We start from the raw sequence: 19,717 nt of genomic DNA on the forward strand, positions 1-19,717 counted from the left end.
TCGACGAGCCGACCAACCATCTCGACCTTCCGGCGATCGAGTGGCTGGAGGAGGAGTTGAAGGGCACGCGCTCCGCCCTCGTCCTCATCAGCCACGACCGCCGCTTCCTCTCGGCACTCTCCCGCTCCACGGTCTGGCTCGACCGCGGCGTGACGCGCCGGATCGAACAGGGCTTCTCCGGCTTCGAGGCCTGGCGCGATGCCTTCTTCGAGGAGGAGGAGCGCGACCGGCACAAGCTCGACCGCAAGATCGCGGCGGAGGAGGACTGGCTGCGCTACGGCGTCACCGCCCGGCGCAAGCGCAACGTCCGACGCCTTGGCAACCTTCACGACCTGCGCCGCCAGCGCGCCGAGGCCCGCCGCCCGGTCGGCAGCGCCGAGCTCACCGCGAGCGAGGCGGAGGCGTCCGGAACGCTCGTGGTCGAGATGGACGGCGTCTCGAAGGCCTACGGCGCGCGCAGCATCGTCGATTCCCTGTCGATGCGGCTGCTGCGCGGCGACAGGCTCGGCATCGTCGGGGCGAACGGCGCCGGCAAGACCACCCTCGTCAACCTTCTCACCGGCGGCCTGGAGCCCGATTCGGGCCGCGTCAGGCTCGGCACCAACCTGCGGATGATGCTGCTCGACCAGGGCCGCGCCGTGCTGGAGCCGACCATGACCGTGAGCGACGTGCTCACCGGCGGCCGCGGCGATCAGGTGATCGTCGGCGGCCAGAGCCGGCACGTCATCGGCTATCTCAAGGACTTCCTGTTCTCGCCCGAGCAGGCGCGCACGCCGGTGAGCGTGCTCTCCGGCGGAGAGCGCAACCGCCTGCTCATCGCCCGCGCGCTCGCCCAGCCCGCGAACCTCCTCGTCCTCGACGAGCCCACCAACGATCTCGACCTCGAGACCCTCGACCTCCTCCAGGAGATGCTCGGCGAGTATGCCGGCACGCTGATCCTCGTCAGCCACGACCGCGACTTCCTCGACCGGGTGGCGGGCAGCGTCCTCGTCAGCGAGGGCGACGGCCGCTGGGTGGAGTATGCCGGCGGCTACAGCGACATGGTCGCCCAGCGCGGCAAGGGCGTGCAGGCGCGCCCGCAGGCCGGCACGGCGGCGCCGCGCCGCCAGCCGGCGTCCCGCCCCTCGGACCCGGACGCCGCCGAGGCGCCCGCCCAGCGGACGAAGCTCGGCTTCAAGGAGCAGCACGAGCTCAAGACGCTGCCCGAGCGGATGCAGAAGCTCGAGGCCGCGATCGCCAAGCTGCGCGCAGTGCTCGACGACGCCGATCTCTACGCCCGCGACTCGGCCCGGTTCGAGAAGGCCTCGGCGCTGCTGGTCGAGGCGCAGGGGGATCTGGCCGCCTGCGAGGAGCGCTGGCTGACCCTCGAGATGCTGCGCGAGGAATCGGCGGCCCGCTGATCCCGGTCCGAATCCGGTCCGGAGCACGGGACGATCGCATTTCGGCGCCGGGGAAGACGAGTTAACCGGCAAAACGTTCTCTTTCACAGTCGAACACGCGACAAACACCCCTTCGGGGCCACAGATGTCGTTGCGAGACTGCAACACGGCCCGCCAAAGCCTGTCCGGAGCCTTTCTGAATCACGGATGCGTGTTGCCCGCGGAGGCCGGCTCGAACATGGTGCCGGGGCGACAGGAAACAGCGCGCCGTGCAGCGAGCCCACGAAAGAGTCGGGGCGACCTCATCGGATTAAGAATAGGACCGGCGAGACAAGGCGACCGAAATAAGGGCGCCGATCGCGACAGGTCCGATCAATGGGTCTCGAAGCTTTTGGAGGTTTCACTATGAAGCTCGTGAAGAGCCTTCTTCTCGGAACGGCGGCGGGGCTGGCCACCGTTGCGGGTGCACAGGCGGCCGACCTTCCCGTTAAGAAGGCGATCCCGATCGAGTACGTGCGGGTCTGCGGCGCCTACGGCGCGGGCTTCTTCTACATCCCGGGCACCGATACCTGCCTGCGCGTCGGCGGCCGTGCCCGCTTCGAAGCCGGCTACATGACCGAAGGGACCCGCAACGCCGCCGGCGCCGGCGACGCCTCGCAGTTCCGCGGCCTCGCCCGCATCAACGTCGATGCCCGCACCCAGACCGGCTACGGCACGCTCCGCGCCTTCCTCCGCGTCGAGATCGCGAGCCGCACCGGCCAGAGCAAGATGTCGTCGGGCACGCAGCTGCGTATCGCCAACGCCTTCTTCGCCACCGGCCAGGACTCGTTCGGCCGCGTGCAGGAGTACGTGACCGCCGACAAGGCCTTCGTGCAGTTCGCCGGCCTCACCGCCGGTCGCGCGTCCTCGTTCTTCGACTTCTACGCCCACGACTTCGAGATCATCGGCTCGACGCTGGGCTCCGACGTCCCCTCCACGAACCTCCTCGCCTACACGGCGAAGTTCGGCGAGGGCTGGTCGGCCACGCTGTCGATGGAAGACCCGAACTTCCGCAAGAACCCGCTGTACTCGCAGGCTGCCGGTACGGCGCCGGGCGCCGGCACGGCCTCGTCGCTCTTCGTCGGCACCAACGCTCCGACCCCGGTCATCCTGGCCCGCAACGCGGCCGGTGCCGTCGTCGCGGTCGGCCAGATCGACGCGGTCGAGCGTTCGCGTCTCCCCGACTTCGTCGGCGCCCTGCGCTACGACGCGGCCTGGGGTTCGGCTCAGGTCTCGGCGGCGGTCAAGGACATCAACACCGGCGGCCCGCTGCTGACCAACGCCAACCTGTTCGTGGCCGGCCCGGCCGCCGCCCGCATCGGCACCGGCGCCTACTACGGCTCGCAGACCACCTACGGCTGGGCCGTGCAGGGCGGCCTGAAGGTCAACGCGCCCTTCATCGCTCCCGGCGACGCCCTGTACCTCCAGGGTGCCTATGGTGAGGGTGCCTCGATCTACACGGGCTACACCTCCTTCACCGGCACCTACGCCAACCAGACCGCGGTCTACGGCGGCAACCCCTTCAACCAGTGGCTGGCCGATGCCGTCGTGAACCCGAACACGGGCCGCGTCGAGCTCTCGAACAGCTTCACGGTGGTGGGCTCCTACCTCCACTACTGGTCGCCGCAGTGGCGTTCGGCCTTCTTCGGCAGCTACGGCGAGATGCGCTTCCCGAACGGCGTCCGCACCGCCCTGGCGCAGATCGGCACCGCCGGCCTCGCCAACGCCGCCGGCACCGCCTACCCGACGACCAACCTGATCACCTCCGCTCCGGGCACCGCGGGCTTCGCCCTCAGCCCGGTCCTGCGCGACACCTACCAGGTCGTCGCCGGCGCGAGCCTGATCTGGTCGCCGGTCAAGGACCTCGATATCGGCGCCGAGGCCCAGTACATCCGCGTCGGCACCCTGAACGGCCGGGTCACCAACTCCGATCGTTCGACCACGGTCGGCGGTCTGCCGCTCTACCCGGTCACGGCTCAGGACACGTTCCAGACCCGCTTCCGCGTCCAGCGCGACTTCTAAGAAACGGGGCCGGCCCGCAAGGGCCGGCCTCCGGGCGCGCCAGCCTGCTCGATCACGTGGCGCGTCCCTCTCGAACCCCAGCCTCGCGGCTGGGGTTTTTTCTTGGCCGGCTTCCGTCGAGGCGAAGGACGGGGGCGACCGACATCAAGATGCCGCGAAGCGAGGCCACCGTGGCATCCGCCGGACACGCGCGTCCGGCGGATGCCGTTCGACGGGCAGCATGCGGCCGCTTTCGAAACACCTCACCGATCCGCGCCATGGCTGGTTCCTCGGACTGCCCGTCCTCGGCCTCCTCTGGATCGGCGCGACCCTCGTCGCCGAGCCGCGGATCGAACGGGCGATCGAGGGCGCCGGGCGTCTCGCCGCCATCGCGGAGGGCGGCTCCGACCCGTGGCTGCGGGTGCATGCCGAGGGACGCCAGCTCGTCGCCGGCGGCGAGGCTCCCGATGCCGCCGCCCGCGATGCCGCCCTCGCGCGCCTGGCGCGCCTCGAGGGCCCTCGCACGATCCGCTCGGAGATCGGGCTGATCGTGGACGCCTCGCCCTTCGTCTGGACGGCGGTGCGCGAGACGGACGGGGCCATCGCCGTCGCCGGCAGCCGCCCGGCGGAGATCGGCGCGCGGCATCTCACAAACCTGATCGTGCCGGAGGCGACGGGGTCGATCGTGGTGCGGGACGAGGCGCGGGCGGCCCGCGGCGCGCCGCCGGACTTCGCGGTCGCGGCCGCCTATGCCGTGGCGCGCCTGCGCCAGCTCGCCCCGGGCGCCAGCGTCTCCATCACCGATACCGGGCTGAGCCTGCGCGGCGCGGCCCGCAGCCTGGCCGACTACGACACCCTGCGCAGGGCTCTCGCAGAACCACCCCTCGGTTTCCGGATCGACCGTGCCGAGATCCTGCCGCCGACCGTGTCCGACTTCCAACTCGCCGTGGAGCGCCGCCGCGACGGCGGCCTCGTGCTCGATGGGAACGTCCCGTCGGAAGCCGCGCGCGGCGGCCTGCGCGCCCTCGCCGCCGAGGCCGCCGAGGGTGCCTTCGTCGACGACCGGACGCGGGCGGCCAGAGGCTTGCCGGCCGATCTCGATGCCGACGCGTTGGCCCGCGCGCTCGTCCGCGTCGCCGGTCTGCTGAGCGAGGGCCGCGTTCGCTACGAGGGGGGACGAATCTCGGTCTCCGGCGATGCCCTCGATCCCCAGGCCCGCGAGGAGATCGCGTCGTTCCTGAGAGCCGACGTTCCCAGCGGCGTTTCGGCGGGCGACGTGGCGCTGACGGTCCGTCCGCTCTCACCCTACCGGGTCGTGCTGCGGCGGGACGCCGACAGCGTGACGCTTTCCGGCCATCTGCCCGACGCCGCTACCCGCGACCGGCTCCGCGCGAACCTGACTGCGCGCCTCTACCGCGAGCGCGTGGTGGACCGGCTGCGCATCGCCGACGGGGCGCCCGAGGGCTTGAGCGAGGCTCTCGCTCCGGCGGTTTCCGCCTTCGCGCTGCTCGTATCCGGGGAGCTCGCCGTGTCGGACCGGACGCTCTCCCTGCGGGGAGAGAGCCTCTACGCGGAGAGCGGCGCACGTCTCGCGGAGACGCTGACGCGGGCGATGCCGCGGGGCTGGACGGTGCAGGCGGCCGTCGAGACCAGGGACGGCCGGGAGCCCCGGCAGGACGCGGATTCCTGCCGCGCCCTGTTCCAATCGGAGGCGACAGACCGGCGCTTGCGCTTCGAGCCCGGCAGCGCGCTCCTGAAGGCGAGCTTCTATCCGCCGCTCGACGCGCTCGCTGCGCTGGCGAAGCGCTGCCCGGATCTGAAGGTCGCGGTGCTCGGCCCCACCGATCCGCCGGGCAGCAAGCCGATCCCCGAGAAGGACCCGGAGCCCGCTCCGGCCGCCGCTGCGGACACGAAGAAGCCGTCCGCGAAACCGGCCCCGAGCAAGGCCCAGGACAAGGCCCAAACCAAGACGCCCGCGCAGAAGCCCGACACGGCCGCTCAGGCGAAGCCGGCCGTCCCGGACGAGCCGTCCCTCGCGCGTCAGCGGGCGCTGGCGCTGACCGAGTACCTGATGACCGCAGGCATGCGCACCGGCCAGCTCGTCCCCGGCGATACCGCCGCGCCCGAAGCCGTCTTCGAGCTGCGCTGATGCGCGCCAACGCCTTCAAGGATGCCGTGAGCGCAGACGCATGACGCTTCTGGTGACGATGCTATGGCCGGCTCTGGCCGCCGCTCTGCTGCTCGGAACGGGAATCGGCTGGCTATCGGGCCTGCCCAACCGCTTGACGGCTCCCCTCGTCCTGGCCGCCGCCATCGCGGCGGCTTTCGCGCTCGACCTTTCGGGATGGGTGCCGGGCCGGGGCGGCCTGTTCGTGGAAAGCGCCGCGCTGCTGTTGCCCGCCTACGCGCTCGGCTGCCTGCTCGGCGGCCTCGCCCATCTCGCGGCGGGCCGCGCTCAGGGTTGATCGGCGGACCCGTCCGTCAGCGGGCGCCGCGGTGCAGATCGCCCTCGATGAGCAGCGTGCTCTTGGCGTCGAGGCGGTTCCGGTAGACCTGCAGGTTCTCCATCACCCGCTGCACGTAGTTGCGCGTCTCGGTGAAGGGGATGCGCTCCACCCAGTCGACCGGGTCGACCTCCGGCCGGCGCGGGTCGCCGTAGGCGTCGATCCACTTCTTCACGTTGCCGCCGCCTGCATTGTAGGCGGCGAAGGCGAGGATGTAAGAGCCGCGCCAATCCTCCATCAGCTCGCCGAGATGGGCCTGGCCGAGGCGGGCGTTGTAGGCGGGGTCGCTCGTGAGCTTGTCCTGGTCGTAGGCGGCGCTCACCCGGCGGGCGGTGCGCTGGGCGGTGGCGGGCATCATCTGCATCAGGCCCCGCGCCCCGACGCCGGACTGGGCACGCGGGTCGAACTGGCTCTCCTGCCGGGCGATAGCGAAGACCATGGCCCGCTCGACCAGCGGCACCGCCTGCGACGCCTCGTAGGTGGGGATGCCGATGGTCGGGTAGGCATGGGCGTCGAGCGGCAGGCCGCGCTGCACGGCGAGCTTGCCGATGGCGACCAGGGCGCGGGCGTCCTTCATCTCCACCGCGAGATCGCCGAGCGCCTGGAGAGCACCGGCATCGGAAAGCTTCTGGGCGGTGTCGATGTAGAGCGGCAGCGCCAGCTCCTTCAGCGAGGCCTCGCCGAGCAGGCGCAGGGCCCGCACGCAGAGCCGGTCGTCGAAGGCCTTGCGGCTCGCGGCGTCCAGCTCGGAGGGTGCGCGTAGCGTCAGGTCGCGTTGGCCGAGGCGGGCGCGGGCGAGCTGGCCGTAATAGGCGATCGGCTGAAGGGCGGCCTTCTCGTAGAAGGGCCGCGCCTCGGCCATGCCCGCCTCGGCCTCGGCGACGCGGCCGCGCCAGTAGGCGGCGCGGGCGAGCGAGATCGGCGTCTCGGCGATGGCCATGGCCCGGTCGAAGTGCCGGGTCGCGGCGGCGCGGTCGTCGCCGAAGCGCAGCGCGATCCAGCCGGCGTGGAACTCGGCCTCGATCCGCTTCTCGGTGGTGCGGGCGCTGTGGCCGCCGGCGACGGCGTAGGCGGCCTTGGCATCGCCGAGATCGATGAGCTTGCGCGCGACGATCCGGCGCTCGACCCACCACTCGTCGCCGTCGGCGAGAACCTCTGGGTTCGTCGGCGCCGCGGCGAGGATGGCGGCGGCCTCGGCGGGCTTGTCGGCGCGGCGCAGGTACTGGGCGCGGGAGAACAGGTAGGAGGAATCGTTGCGCAGGCTCGGCGGCACGGCGGCGAGCGCCGCGGCGGCCCCGGAGCTCTTATCCTCGACGGCGCGGCGGGCGCGGACGAGGCTTGCATAGGCGCCGCCCGCGTAGCCGGCCGCGCGGCCCGCCGTCTCCCAGTCCTCCTTCAGGAGAGCGCGCTCCATGCGGTAACGGTGGTCGATCCGGGTGAGCGCGTCGGGGAAGGCGTCGAGCACCCGCGCCTCGAGGGAGCGGCCGAAGCTGTCCTCCCGCCACAGCTCGCGCACGAGGCCGGCGGCGTCCGCGTCGAGCCCGTCGGCGCGGAAGGCGAGCGCCAGAGCGAACTTGCCCGGCGCGCTCGCCGGACGGGCCGAGGCGAAGTAGGCGCGCACCACGGCCGGGGCCTTGCGCTCGGTCAGCAGCGCTTCCTCCGCCCGGCGGCGCAGGAGTGGGCCGGCGGGCCAATCCGGATTGGCGCGGGTGAAGGCGATGGTGCGCTCGAAGCCGATGCCGGCGCCGAAGCGGATTGCCAGCCACTCGAGCAGCGCCCGCGCGGCGGGATCGGAGAAGCCGTCGCGCAGGCGGTCGGCGTCCGCGACCTTGCCGCGGCGGTAGAGATCGATCGCCTGGCGCAGGAGCGTGACGTCGGTGTCGCCGGAGCGGGCGGCGCGGGCGGGGTCCGGAACCTCGGGCAGGGGCGCGGCCGGCGTCGTGTTGGCGGCCCCGGGCACCGGGAACGGGATCGGCGCCTCGGGATCGGCGGAGGCGTAGGCCGCAGCCGCCTTCGGCAGGGCGGGCGTCTCGTTCTTGCCCTCGCCGGATTCGCGCGCGGCGGAGCGGCTCTCGTCGCTCGCGGCGGCGGCCGTCGCCGGCTCGGAGGGGGCGGCCGCGAGCTTCGAGGGCTCGATCGCCGGAGCGGTGACGGGTGTGCCGTTCGGGGCTCCCGCCGCGGCGGCGAGCCCGATCCCGGCCGTCACCGCGAGGGCGAGGCCCCCGATCTGCGCGCGCTTGAAAGACGCCATGGCTCGTGTTCGGTCCCCGGCGACGACGGACATCGGCCAGGGTCTCCCCGGGACCGTAAAGAAGGCATTAACCGCGTCCGTAAGGCGTTTGCGTGGCGGTGGGCGAAAGCCTATGTCTCAGCCGCGCCGGAGAGCCGGCGCGAGGACAGGACCCGGCCGGGACGCCCGAGATGACCGACACAGACACGCGCCGCCTGAGGGGCTCGATCACCGCCCTCGCGACGCCCTTCCGCGACGGCGCCTTCGACGAGGACGCGTTCCGAAAGTTCGTGGACTGGCAGATAGGGGAGGGCACCCACGGGCTCGTGCCCGTCGGCACCACCGGCGAGACCCCGACCCTGAGCCACGCCGAGCACGACCGGGTGGTCGAGGCCTGCATCGCCGCAGCCGCCGGCCGCGTGCCCGTCATCGCGGGCGCGGGCTCGAACTCCACCGCCGAGGCCGTCTCCCGCGCGCAGCATGCCGAGAAGGCCGGCGCCGACGCCGTGCTGATCGTGACGCCCTACTACAACAAGCCGACGCAGGCCGGGATGTATGCCCACTTCAAGGCCGTGAACGACGCCGTCGGCATCCCGATCATCATCTACAACATCCCCGGCCGCTCGGTCGTCGACATGAGCGTCGACACCATGAAGCGCCTGTTCGAACTCAAGAACATCGCCGGCGTGAAGGACGCGACGGCGAAGCTCGACCGCGTCAGCCTGCAGCGGCAGGTGCTCGGGGAGGATTTCGTCCAGCTCTCCGGCGAGGACGCGACCGCGCTCGGCTTCAACGCCCAGGGCGGGGTCGGCTGTATCTCGGTGGTGTCGAACGTGGCGCCCCGGCTCTGCGCCGAGTTGCAGAACGCCTCGCTCGCCGGCGACTACGCCAAGGCGCTGCGCATCCAGGACCGGCTGTTCCCGCTCCAGACGACGCTCTTCCTGGAGACGAACCCCTCGCCGGTGAAGTACGCGCTCGCCCGCCTCGGCCTGATGACCGAGGACGTGCGCCTGCCGCTGCTGCCGGTCGGCGAGGAGACCCGCCGGGCGGTCGACGCGTCGCTCGCCCATGCCGGGCTGATCGCGGCCTGAAACCGCGCCTCGCCCTGACGGGCGCGGATCACCATATCGACACGTCAGAGCCGGGCGCGACGGGCGCCCGGCCCCAACCGGCACAGCGATGGCCCCGAAATCCGATCCGTCCCGCAAGGTCGTCGCCGACAACCGGGCCGCCCGCTACCACTACGCCATCGAGGACACGCTCGAGGCCGGCATCGCGCTCACCGGCACCGAGGTGAAATCCCTGCGCGGGGGCAAGGCGACCATCGGCGAGTCCTATGCCGGCCCGTCCGGCAACGACATGATGCTGTTCAACGCCTACATCCCGGAATACCTGGAGGCGAACCGCTTCAACCACGACACCAAGCGGCCGCGCCGGCTGCTCCTGCACCGCAAGCAGATCGACAAGCTCATCGGCGCCACGCAGCGCCAAGGCTACACGGTGATCCCGCTGAAGATCTACTTCAACGAGCGCGGCCGGGCCAAGGTCGAGCTCGGGCTCGGCAAGGGCAAGCAGCTCCACGACAAGCGCGAGACCGCCAAGCAGCGCGACTGGGACCGCGACCGCGCGCGGCTGCTGCGCGATCGCGGCTGACCCGCGCCCTCAGTCTTCCGACGAACCAGGCTCCTCGTCCCCGCCCTGGCGGATGCCGTAGCGGCTCTCGAGGGGCGCCGGGCCGCGCGGGCCCCGCTCGACGCGGCCGCGATAGCTCGATTCCGAGCGCGGGGCGCGCTCGCTGCCCTCGCGGCCGATCCGCGGGATGAGGTGGACGATGTCGAGGAACTCGTCGGTCTGACGGCGCAGCTCGTCGGCGATCATTCCGGGCTGGCTCTGGATGGTCGAGACCACGGTGACGCGCACGCCCTTGCGCTGCATCGCCTCGACCAGGGGACGGAAGTCGCCGTCGCCGGAGAACAGCACCATCTCGTCGAGATGCGGGGCGAGTTCCATCGCGTCGATGGCGAGCTCGATGTCCATGTTGCCCTTCACCCGGCGGCGGCCGGCGGAGTCCGTGAACTCCTTGGCGGGCTTCGTCACGACCCGGTAGCCGTTATAGGCCAGCCAATCCACGAGCGGACGGATCGAGGAGTATTCCTGATCCTCGACCAGGGCGGTGTAGTAGAAGGCCCGCATCAGCTGGCCGCGGGACTGGAACTCCTTCAGCAACCGCCGGAAGTCGATCTCGAAGCCGAGGACCTTCGTGGTCGAGTAGAGGTTCACGCCATCGATGAAGAGAGCGATCTTCGGAGAATGTGCCATTATGTTTCAATCTTGAGTTGAGTATCGACAAAACGATCGAGACGCCCGGCGTCGTCTTGGCCTGCGCCTCGAAAACAATGTCCTACGTTTTAGCCGGCACACCCTAACGGGTTCTGCCTAGCCGTTGAAGCGGTCGACCCGGCTCACGGCCCGCTTCCCGCGCAGCTCGGCGACGATGGCGTTCAGGTGCTGGAGGTCCCAGACCGCGAGATCGATGACGATGTCGGTGAAGTCCGGCGTGCGGCGCCGCATGGAGACGTTGTCGATGTTGCCGTCGTGGTCGGCGATCACCTGGGCGATCTGCGCCAGCACGCCGGGCTCGTTGATCGATTGTAGGACGAGCCGGGCGGGGAAGCGCTCGGTCGAGCCCGCCTCCACGTCCCAGCGCACGTCGAGCCAGCGGTCGGGCTCGTTGTCGAAGGCGGCGAGCGCCGTCGACTGGATCGGGTAGATGGTGACGCCGATGCCGGGCGTGAGAATGCCGACGATGCGGTCGCCGGGCACGGCGCCGCCGTTCGGCGCGAAGCTGACCGGCAGATCGCCGTCGAGCCCGCGAATCGGGATGGCGCCCGCGTCCTGCCCGGCCGCGCCCTCGGCGGCGGGGAAGGTGATTCGCATCGTCTGGTCCTTCGAGCGGCTAAGCCGCACGGCCCCGCTGACGGGGACCGACGGCACGCTCGTGCCTCCGGGCCGGCGCTCATCCTTGTAGTCGGGGTAGACCGCCCGCACGACGTCGCCCGAGAACATCTCGCCTCGGCCGACCGCGGCGAAGACGTCGTCCGTGGAGGTGCGCGCCAAGCGCGGCAGGGCGCCGCGCAGCTTGTCCTCGGAGAAGCTCTTGCCGGCCCGCTCGAAGGCCCGGTCGAGGATCTGGCGCCCGAGGCCCGCATATTGCCGGCGCACGGCGGCCCGCGTCGCCCGGCGGATGGCGGCCCGCGCCTTGCCGGTGACGACGAGCGATTCCCAGGCGGCCGGCGGCGACTGGCCGTCGGCGCGGGCGATCTCGACCTCGTCGCCGTTGGCGAGCTCGTGCAGGAGCGGCGCCATGCGGCCGTTGATCTTGGCGCCCACCGCCGTGTTGCCGACATCGGTGTGCACGGCATACGCGAAATCGATCGGCGTCGCGCCCCGCGGCAGGGCGATGAGCCGGCCCTTCGGGGTGAAGCAGAACACTTGGTCCTGGAACAGCTCGAGCTTGGTGTGCTCCAGGAACTCCTCCGGGCTGTCGCCTTCGGCGAGAAGCTCGATGGTCCGGCGCAGCCACTGATAGGCGCCGCTCTCGGTGGCGAGGCGGGGATGGATGCCGCCCGGCTCGGTCCGCCGGCTGCCCTCCTTGTAGCTGGCATGGGCCGCGATGCCGTACTCGGCGATCTCGTCCATGGCGTGGGTGCGGATCTGAAGCTCGACCCGCTGGCTGCGTGGGCCGATCACCGTGGTGTGGATCGAGCGGTAGTCGTTCTGCTTCGGCGTCGAGACGTAGTCCTTGTAGCGGCCCGGCACCATCGGCCAGGTCGTGTGGACGACGCCCAGCGCCGCGTAGCACTCGGCCGTCGTCTCCACGACGACGCGGAAGCCGAAGATGTCCGAGAGCTGCTCGAAGGCGACGGACTTGCGCTCCATCTTCGACCAGATCGAGAAGGGCCGCTTGCGCCGGCCCGTCACCTCGGCGTCGATGCCCTGGGCCTTGAGCTTGGCGGCGAGGTCGATCTCGATGCTCTCCACGAGCCGCTCGGACTTGAGGGACAGGTCCGCGAGCCGCTGGGTGATGGTCTTGTAGACGTCCGGCTTGAGGTTGACGAAGGACAGGTCCTCCAGCTCGTCGCGCAGCTCCTGCATGCCCATGCGGCCGGCGAGCGGCGCATAGATGTCGAGCGTCTCCTGGGCGATGCGGGCGCGCTTCTCCGCCGGCATGTGCTGGAGGGTGCGCATGTTGTGAAGCCGGTCGGCGAGCTTGACGAGCAGCACGCGCACGTCCGCCGCGACGGCGAGCAGCAGCTTGCGGAAGTTCTCGCCCTGCACCGCCCGCTTCGAGACGAGATCCAGGCGCTTGAGCTTGGTCAGGCCGTCGACCAGCTCGCCGATCTCGCGGCCGAAGATCGCGTGGATCTCATCGAGGGTCGCGGAGGTGTCCTCGACGGTGTCGTGGAGGACAGCGGCGATGATGGTGGCGTCGTCGAGCCGCAGGTCCGTGAGGATCCCCGCCACCTCGAGGGGATGGGCGAAGAACGGATCGCCGGAGGCGCGCTTCTGGGCGCCGTGGGCACGCATCGCGTAGACGTAGGCGCGGTTGAGAAGGTCTTCGTCCGCGGCGGGATTGTAGCGCTTGACCCGCTCCACCAGCTCGTACTGGCGCATCATCCGCCGGCTGACCCTTCCCTCGCCGCCCGCGCCCTCCGAGGTGCGCGCCGGGCCCAACCTGCCGCGTCGGCCGGGATCGGCCATGGTCGGCCCTGCCGCCAACGGGTCCGCCGCGCTCGGTGCGGACCCGGACCGTCTCTCGCGTCTCCGGGAGCGGAGACGCGGCCGGGGCCTACTCGCCCTCGTCGTCTGTCTCGACCGGCGGGGCTAGGTTCTCGAGGCCGCGGAGCAGGTCCTCCTCGCTCATGCGGTCGAACTGCACGGCGCTGTCGTCGCTCGATTGCTGCGGCGCCACGGCCGCGGCGGCCGGCGAGCTGGAGAGCAGCGGCACGGTCTCGGCCTCGGGCTCGTCCACCTCGACGTATTTCTGCATCGAGTGGATGAGCTGCTCCTTGAGGTCGTCGGCGGTGATCGTCTCGTCGCCGATCTCGCGCAGCGCCACCACCGGGTTCTTGTCGCGGTCGCGGTCGACGGTGAGGGGGGCGCCCGCGGCGAGCAGGCGGGCCCGGTGGCTGGCGAGCAGCACGAGCTCGAACCGGTTCTCGACCTTCTCGATGCAATCTTCGACAGTGACGCGAGCCATGAATGGCGGCTCCTTTGAGCGGACGAACGGATTTTGCGGTGATGAAGCCGTCTCTTAGCAGAGGATGCCGCCCTGCAACAAGCACGAAGCGCACGAGGGAGCGATCGCGGGGCATGTCCGCGGGCGGAGGCACCCGACGAGAGGCGTCCGGCTTGTGCGCCGCATTGTTGACAGGCACGGTGCCGGGTGCGACTGCGCCGCGCTCTCACGGGCCGCCCGCCCGTGACGGGGCGGCGCAGGCGGTACGGAGCATCATGACGCGGGCTTTTCTGTTTCCCGGCCAGGGCAGCCAGGCCGTCGGCATGGGCAAGGCCCTGGCGGAGGCCTTTCCGCAGGCCCGCGCGGTGTTCGACGAGGTCGACGCGGCCCTCTCCCAGAACCTCTCGCGGCTGATGTTCGAGGGCCCCGTGGAGGAACTGACCCTCACCGCCAACGCCCAGCCGGCCCTGATGGCGGCGAGCCTCGCGGCCCTGCGGGTGCTGGAAGCCGAGCGCGGCCTCGACCTGAAGCGGGACGTGGCCTTCGTCGCCGGGCACTCGCTCGGCGAGTATTCGGCGCTCTCGGCTGCCGGCACCTTCTCGATTGCCGACACCGCCCGCCTGCTGCGCATCCGCGGCGAGGCCATGCAGCGGGCCGTCGCGCCGGGGGAGGGCGCCATGGCCGCGCTGATCGGCGCCGAGGTCGATGCCGCCTCCGAGATCGCCGCCGAGGCGGCGGACGGGCAGGTCTGCGACGTCGCCAACGACAACGGCGGCGGCCAGGTCGTGCTGTCCGGCCATCGCGCCGCCGTGGAGCGCGCGGTGGCGCTGGCGCAGGCCCGCGGCATCAAGCGCGCGGTGATGCTGAACGTCTCCGCGCCCTTCCACTGCCGCCTGATGGCGCCCGCCGCCGAGGCCATGCGCGCCGCCCTGGCCGAGGTGCGGATGAACGCGCCTACGGTGCCTGTCTACACGAACGTCGCCGCCGGCGCCGTCACCGACGCCGCCGCGATCCGGGACGGGCTCGTCGCACAGGTCACCGGCACGGTGCGCTGGCGCGAGAGCGTCGCGGCGATGGCCGCGGCCGGGGTCGACCGCTTCGCCGAGATCGGCTCGGGCAAGGTGCTGACCGGCCTCGTCAAGCGCATCGCGCCGGGCGCGAGCGGGCAGGCGGTCGGCACGCCGGACGACGTCGCGGCCTTCGCCTGAGACCGCCCTATCTGAACCGCATGCCGCGCCGCCACGCGCCGGCCGGGTGATAGCCCCGGCCCGGCGGCACAAACGACAGGAGCCCGTCCGATGTTCGATCTCACCGGCCGCAAGGCCCTCGTCACCGGCGCGACTGGCGGCCTCGGCGGCGCCATCGCCAAGGCGCTCCACGCCCAGGGCGCGGCCGTCGCGCTCTCCGGCACAAGGCGGGAGGCGCTGGAGGCCCTGGCCTCCGAGCTCGGCGGCGAGCGCGTCCACGTGCTGCCGACGAATCTGTCGGAGCGCGACGCGGTCGAGGCGCTGGTCCCGGCTACGGAGAGCGCGCTCGGCGGCCTCGACATCCTCGTCAACAACGCCGGCATCACCCGCGACAACCTCTTCATGCGCATGAAGGACGAGGAGTGGGACGCGGTGATCGCCGTGAACCTCACCGCCGCCTTCCGCCTGTCGCGGGCGGCCGTGAAGGGCATGATGCGCCGCCGGCACGGGCGCATCGTCAACATTGGCTCGGTGGTCGGCGCGACCGGCAACCCGGGCCAGGGCAACTACGCGGCGGCCAAGGCCGGGCTCGTCGGCCTCACCAAGGCGCTCGCGGCCGAGGTCGCCTCGCGCAACATCACCGCGAACTGCATCGCGCCGGGCTTCATCACCTCGCCGATGACGGATGCGCTGAACGAGAAGCAGCGCGAGGGCATCCTCGCCCGCGTGCCGGCCGGGCGCCTCGGCATGGGCGAGGAGGTCGCGGCCGCCGCCGTCTACCTCGCGTCGGACGAGGCGGCCTACGTCACCGGCCACACGCTCCACGTCAACGGCGGCATGGCCATGCTCTGACCGGCCAACCCCTTGGCCAGGATGCCCAATCCATTTCGATGAACCGTCCCTGAACCGCCCCTCGCCAGCGGGGGAACCCTGTGTTAACAACCCGCGGCAGCCTGGCAGGGGGGTTTGACGGTTCAGCGGGTTACGGCGTCGCGAGGCGCCCTGGGGGTCGGCGAAGGCCGGCACTTGAGAGCAACACACCCGGACGGACACCGGCCGCCCCGTTTCCCGCGAGGACAGCCTCGCGCAGGGACCGGGGTGGCGAGCGGCCACGGCGCGTCAACCATCACGAACGTGAAGACCAACGAGGACGGACAACGATGAGCGATATCGCTGAGCGCGTGAAGAAGATCGTCGTCGAGCACCTGGGCGTCGAGCCCGAGAAGGTGGTCGAGGGCGCGAACTTCATCGACGATCTCGGCGCCGACAGCCTCGACACGGTCGAGCTCGTGATGGCGTTCGAGGAAGAGTTCAACGTCGAGATCCCCGACGATGCCGCCGAGACGATCCAGACGGTCGGCGACGCGGTGAAGTTCCTCGAGAAGAACTCGGCTTAAGGCGTTCATCGGCGGCGGTGGGGCGGAAGCGCCCCGTCCGCCGTTGTCTCGAACGGGTGAGGATGTTTTCAGGGTAGGGCGATGCGTCGGGTCGTAGTCACGGGTCTCGGGATGGTCACGCCGCTCGGCAGCGGGGTGGAGCACACCTGGAGCCGCCTGGTCGCCGGGGACAGCGGCACGGCCAAGGTCCACGGCTTCGAGAGCGACGACCTCGCCTGCCGCATCGCCTGCCAGATCCCCCTCGGCGACGGCTCCGACGGCACCTTCCATCCCGATACCTGGATGGAGGCCAAGGAGCAGCGCAAGGTCGACCCCTTCATCGTCTACGCCGTCGCGGCCGCCGGCCAGGCCCTCGACGACGCCAACTGGCACCCGACCGAGCCGGAAGACCAGTACGCCTCCGGCGTGCTGATCGGCTCCGGCATCGGCGGCATCGGCGGCATCTACGACGCCTCCGTGACCCTCCACGAGAAGGGGCCGCGGCGCATCTCGCCCTTCTTCATCCCCGGCCGCATCATCAACCTCGCGTCGGGCCAGGTCTCGATCGCCCACGGGCTGAAGGGCCCGAACCACGCGGTCGTCACCGCCTGCTCTACGGGCGCGCACGCCATCGGCGACGCCTCGCGGCTGATCGCGCTGGGCGATGCCGACGTGATGGTCGCGGGCGGGGCGGAATCACCGGTCAACCGGCTCTCGCTCGCGGGCTTCGCCGCCTGCCGGGCCCTCTCGACGGGCTTCAACGACGAGCCCACCCGCGCCTCGCGCCCCTACGACAAGGACCGCGACGGCTTCGTCATGGGCGAGGGCGCCGGCATCGTCGTGCTCGAGGAGTACGAGCACGCCAAGGCGCGCGGCGCCAAGATCTATGCCGAGATCATCGGCTACGGCCTCTCGGGCGACGCCTACCATATCACCTCGCCCTCGCCGGACGGGGACGGCGCCTTCCGCTGCATGACGGCGGCCGTGAAGCGGGCCGGCATCGACCCGGGCCAGATCGACTACATCAATGCCCACGGCACCTCGACGCCGATGGGCGACGAGCTCGAGCTCAAGGCCGTCGAGCGGCTGCTCGGCGATGCCGGCTCTCGCGTCTCGATGTCCTCGACCAAGTCGGCCATCGGCCACCTGCTGGGCGCCGCCGGCTCCGTCGAGGCGATCTTCGCCGTCCTCGCGATCCGCGACGGCATCGTGCCGCCGACCCTCAACCTCGACAATCCGAGCGTCGAGACGAAGATCGATCTCACCCCCCACGAGGCGAAGCGCCGCCGCATCGACGTGGCGCTGTCCAACTCGTTCGGGTTCGGCGGGACGAATGCCTCGCTGGTGATGCGGCGCGTCGACTAGGACGCGCCGCCAGGGCTGAGCCCGATACGCGCTACCAGTTTCTGCGGTCTTCCTCACCCGGCAGACGCCCCTGCGGCGTGAGTTGGTGCACGACCTCCGGCAGCACTTGCGCGAGCTGCGTGAGCAGCGTGTCGCGGTCCAGGCCGGTCTGGCGCTCCAGGGTGTCGATCGTGTCGGGACCGAGCGCGCTCGCGAGCTGCTGCGGCTGCACCGGCCGGTTGCTGCCGTGGCCGATCCACGAGCCGATCACGTCGCCGAGGCCGCCACGCTCGAAGCGCTCCACGAGGCCGTCGAGACCGCCGAGATCGGGCCGCTGCCCGCCGGGCTCCCGGTCGAGATCGGCATAGGGGCCAGCGCCCGGAGAGCGCTCGGCCGAAGTGCCACCGGGGCCGTCGAGCATGCCGGAAAGGTCGCTGTAGTCGCCCTCGCGGGACGGGCCGTCGCGGCGGCCGCCGTACTGATCGAAGCCGCCGATGTCGCCCGAGCGCGGATCGGCGTCCCGAGGCTCCGGCGCGTGCCCGGCATCCGGCCCGGACGGGGGATGGCCCTGCCGGCCGAAGATGTCTCCGAAGCCGCCGCTCATGCCCTTGGCGAGGAGCAGCATCAGCAGGGCCTTCACCAGCGGCGACATCGCCGAGCCGCCGGAACTCTGGCCGCCCGGCGCGCCGCGGCCACCGCCGAGCACCTGTCCGAGAACGCCGCCGATGACGCTGTCGAGCAAACCCATGTGCCGAATCTCCCGCGCGACAGGCTCCGCGCCGGCGTTCAACGGGCGGAGGGCGGCCCCGGTTGCGCTCAGTTCGTCCGCGCGGCGGTGGAATTCGAGGCGGCGGCGACGCGGCCGTCATGGGGCGCGCCTGCGTCCGCGGCCGGCCTCCCGAGGGTGGCGAGACCGGCCGAGGCGACGAGCCCGGCGAGGAAAAGCGTGCGCACGCCGGCACCGGCGCGGGAGCGGAGGACGGAGCGGCGAAGGGTCTTTCCGGTCATGGCGCTGAACATTCGCAAGGGGTGAGAGGCAGCGGCCTCGATCTTGGTGAGAGAAAGCGGGGACGCTTTTCCGGTTCCGGGGCCATCCGGTCGCAGCCGGAATTTCGGTAAGCTTGTCCGCAGAAAGCCTTCGCCCGCATCGCGACCTTGGGAAAGCGGTGACGGCGCCGCGGTACTCTCGGGACAGGGCACGGCATGTGGCCGGGAGCCGGGGTCGAGACGGGCGTCATGGCGGGCGAGGCGGCAAGCGCGTTCGGGGATCGGGATAGGCCGGCGCATCCCCGCGTCGAGCCGCTGCCGGCGCTGACGTCCCTGCGCTTCCTCGCGGCCGTCTACGTCGTCGCCTTCCACTACGACCGCTACTACTTCGCCGCCGCGCCGCGCCTCGACGTGATCGGGCTCGGCTTCACCGGCGTGACCTTCTTCTTCGTCCTGTCCGGCTTCATCCTGGCCTACAACTACTGCGGCGTGGACCTCTCGGCGCCGGAGGCGCGGGGCCGGTTCTACCGGGCGCGGCTGGCGCGCGTGTATCCCCTGTTCCTGCTGTCGCTGGCGCTGCACCTGCCCTGGTTCGCGGGCTGGGTGATGAAGAGCGAGCCGCCTCTTCAGGGGCTGATGGCCTCGGGCGCCGTCCTGGCGCCGCTCGGCCTCCACGCCTGGCTGCCGGGGGCCGCCTGCTCGCTCAACTGCCCGAGCTGGTCGATCTCGGTGGAGATCTTCTTCTACGCCCTGTTCCCCGTGCTGCTGCCGCTGGTGCTCCGGCGCCCCTCGCGGGCGCTGTTCGCCACGCTCGCCCTCTGGGGCGGGCTCGCCGCCATCGCGACGCTGGTCTGGAGCGCCTACGGGGCCGGCGTCTCGCTGATCGAGCCGGAGCCCGGCGGCCTCCTGCCGGTGCTGGCGGCGCAATTCATCAAGTACTTCCCGCTGATGCACCTGCCGGAGTTCATGGCCGGGCTTCTGCTCTTCACGCTCTGGCAGCGGGTGCGGCCACCGGTGCCGGTCCTTCTAGCGCTCTCCGCGGCGGGCTTCGCGGCGACGCTGGCCCTGATGCACGCCGCGCCGCAGGCCGTCGTCCATAACGGGCTGTCGATCCTGGCCTGGGGGCCACTGATCCTCGCAGGCGCCGGGATGCGGGGCGGACCGCTCTGCGCGCGGCCGCTCGTGTTCCTCGGCAAGGTCTCCTTCGCCCTCTACCTGCTGCACATCCCCGTCTACGCGGCCCTGAACACGATCGACCGGGCGGTGCTGCACGGGGCGCTGCTCGCCCATCCCTGGCTCGGCGCGACGGTGGCGAGCCTCGCGGCGCTCGCCGCAGCGACGCTCGCGCACCTGCTCGTGGAGGAGCCGGCGCGGCGCCTCATCCTGCGGGGCTTCCGCCGGGGCGCGCCCGCCGTGCTCCCGGCCCGGTGA

Annotated in this window: 17 protein-coding genes; 11 read left to right on the forward strand and 6 right to left on the reverse strand. The window is 71.4% G+C overall.

What is annotated here, in order from left to right; all coding sequences use genetic code 11:
• The 4 genes from MFF04_RS05870 to MFF04_RS05885 form a co-directional block, all read left to right on the forward strand.
• A partial coding sequence (locus MFF04_RS05870; RefSeq protein ID WP_238274518.1) for an ATP-binding cassette domain-containing protein occupies positions 1-1,400 on the forward strand: 1,400 nt, incomplete at its 5' end.
• Positions 1,401-1,784: 384 nt separating this feature from the next.
• On the forward strand, positions 1,785-3,440 hold the full coding sequence (locus MFF04_RS05875) for a porin (RefSeq protein ID WP_238274519.1): 1,656 nt from the start codon (positions 1,785-1,787) through the stop codon (positions 3,438-3,440).
• 220 nt (positions 3,441-3,660) lie between these two features.
• Positions 3,661-5,568, forward strand: coding sequence for an OmpA family protein (locus MFF04_RS05880; RefSeq protein ID WP_238274520.1), 1,908 nt, complete (start codon positions 3,661-3,663; stop codon positions 5,566-5,568).
• Between the two features lie 40 nt (positions 5,569-5,608).
• Complete coding sequence (locus MFF04_RS05885; protein ID WP_238274521.1) at positions 5,609-5,884, forward strand: hypothetical protein; 276 nt, start codon at positions 5,609-5,611, stop codon at positions 5,882-5,884.
• A gap of 16 nt (positions 5,885-5,900) precedes the next feature.
• On the opposite strand, the gene MFF04_RS05890 is transcribed toward MFF04_RS05885, so the two are convergent.
• Positions 5,901-8,174 (reverse strand): transglycosylase SLT domain-containing protein, encoded by a 2,274-nt coding sequence (locus MFF04_RS05890; RefSeq protein ID WP_238274522.1) that lies wholly within the window; start codon positions 8,172-8,174, stop codon positions 5,901-5,903.
• A 170-nt stretch (positions 8,175-8,344) separates the two neighbouring features.
• Here MFF04_RS05890 and dapA point away from each other — a divergent pair, with 170 nt between their 5' ends.
• On the forward strand, positions 8,345-9,244 hold the full coding sequence (gene dapA, locus MFF04_RS05895) for a 4-hydroxy-tetrahydrodipicolinate synthase (RefSeq protein ID WP_238274523.1): 900 nt from the start codon (positions 8,345-8,347) through the stop codon (positions 9,242-9,244).
• An 88-nt stretch (positions 9,245-9,332) separates the two neighbouring features.
• Positions 9,333-9,806 (forward strand): SsrA-binding protein SmpB, encoded by a 474-nt coding sequence (smpB, locus tag MFF04_RS05900; RefSeq protein WP_238274524.1) that lies wholly within the window; start codon positions 9,333-9,335, stop codon positions 9,804-9,806.
• 9 nt (positions 9,807-9,815) lie between these two features.
• Here smpB and MFF04_RS05905 read toward each other — a convergent pair whose 3' ends face one another.
• From MFF04_RS05905 to rpoZ, 3 genes are all read right to left on the reverse strand, one after another.
• The gene (locus MFF04_RS05905; protein ID WP_238274525.1) at positions 9,816-10,472 is read right to left on the reverse strand and encodes a LabA-like NYN domain-containing protein; all 657 of its coding nucleotides are present in this window, start codon (positions 10,470-10,472) and stop codon (positions 9,816-9,818) included.
• A 117-nt stretch (positions 10,473-10,589) separates the two neighbouring features.
• Complete coding sequence (locus MFF04_RS05910) at positions 10,590-12,830, reverse strand: RelA/SpoT family protein (protein ID WP_238274526.1); 2,241 nt, start codon at positions 12,828-12,830, stop codon at positions 10,590-10,592.
• Between the two features lie 172 nt (positions 12,831-13,002).
• On the reverse strand, positions 13,003-13,413 hold the full coding sequence (rpoZ, locus tag MFF04_RS05915; RefSeq protein ID WP_238274527.1) for a DNA-directed RNA polymerase subunit omega: 411 nt from the start codon (positions 13,411-13,413) through the stop codon (positions 13,003-13,005).
• A gap of 254 nt (positions 13,414-13,667) precedes the next feature.
• Here rpoZ and fabD point away from each other — a divergent pair, with 254 nt between their 5' ends.
• From fabD to fabF, 4 genes are all read left to right on the forward strand, one after another.
• A complete protein-coding gene (gene fabD, locus MFF04_RS05920; protein ID WP_238274528.1) occupies positions 13,668-14,600 on the forward strand; it encodes an ACP S-malonyltransferase in 933 nt (310 codons plus the stop codon).
• 90 nt (positions 14,601-14,690) lie between these two features.
• Positions 14,691-15,431 carry a 3-oxoacyl-[acyl-carrier-protein] reductase gene (fabG, locus tag MFF04_RS05925; protein WP_238274529.1) on the forward strand — a complete coding sequence of 247 codons (741 nt, stop codon included), beginning with the start codon at positions 14,691-14,693 and terminating at the stop codon, positions 15,429-15,431.
• Between the two features lie 308 nt (positions 15,432-15,739).
• Positions 15,740-15,976, forward strand: a complete 237-nt coding sequence (locus MFF04_RS05930; protein WP_018044468.1) for an acyl carrier protein — start codon at positions 15,740-15,742, stop codon at positions 15,974-15,976.
• 81 nt (positions 15,977-16,057) lie between these two features.
• On the forward strand, positions 16,058-17,320 hold the full coding sequence (gene fabF, locus MFF04_RS05935; RefSeq protein ID WP_238274530.1) for a beta-ketoacyl-ACP synthase II: 1,263 nt from the start codon (positions 16,058-16,060) through the stop codon (positions 17,318-17,320).
• 31 nt (positions 17,321-17,351) lie between these two features.
• On the opposite strand, the gene MFF04_RS05940 is transcribed toward fabF, so the two are convergent.
• Positions 17,352-18,047 carry a YidB family protein gene (locus MFF04_RS05940; protein ID WP_238274531.1) on the reverse strand — a complete coding sequence of 232 codons (696 nt, stop codon included), beginning with the start codon at positions 18,045-18,047 and terminating at the stop codon, positions 17,352-17,354.
• Positions 18,048-18,115: 68 nt separating this feature from the next.
• Complete coding sequence (locus MFF04_RS05945) at positions 18,116-18,307, reverse strand: hypothetical protein (protein WP_238274532.1); 192 nt, start codon at positions 18,305-18,307, stop codon at positions 18,116-18,118.
• A gap of 195 nt (positions 18,308-18,502) precedes the next feature.
• Between MFF04_RS05945 and MFF04_RS05950 the strand changes: the two genes are divergently transcribed.
• Positions 18,503-19,717, forward strand: a complete 1,215-nt coding sequence (locus MFF04_RS05950; RefSeq protein ID WP_238274533.1) for an acyltransferase family protein — start codon at positions 18,503-18,505, stop codon at positions 19,715-19,717.

The organism is Methylobacterium jeotgali, from assembly GCF_022179345.1.
In the GTDB taxonomy this organism is placed as follows: domain Bacteria; phylum Pseudomonadota; class Alphaproteobacteria; order Rhizobiales; family Beijerinckiaceae; genus Methylobacterium; species Methylobacterium jeotgali.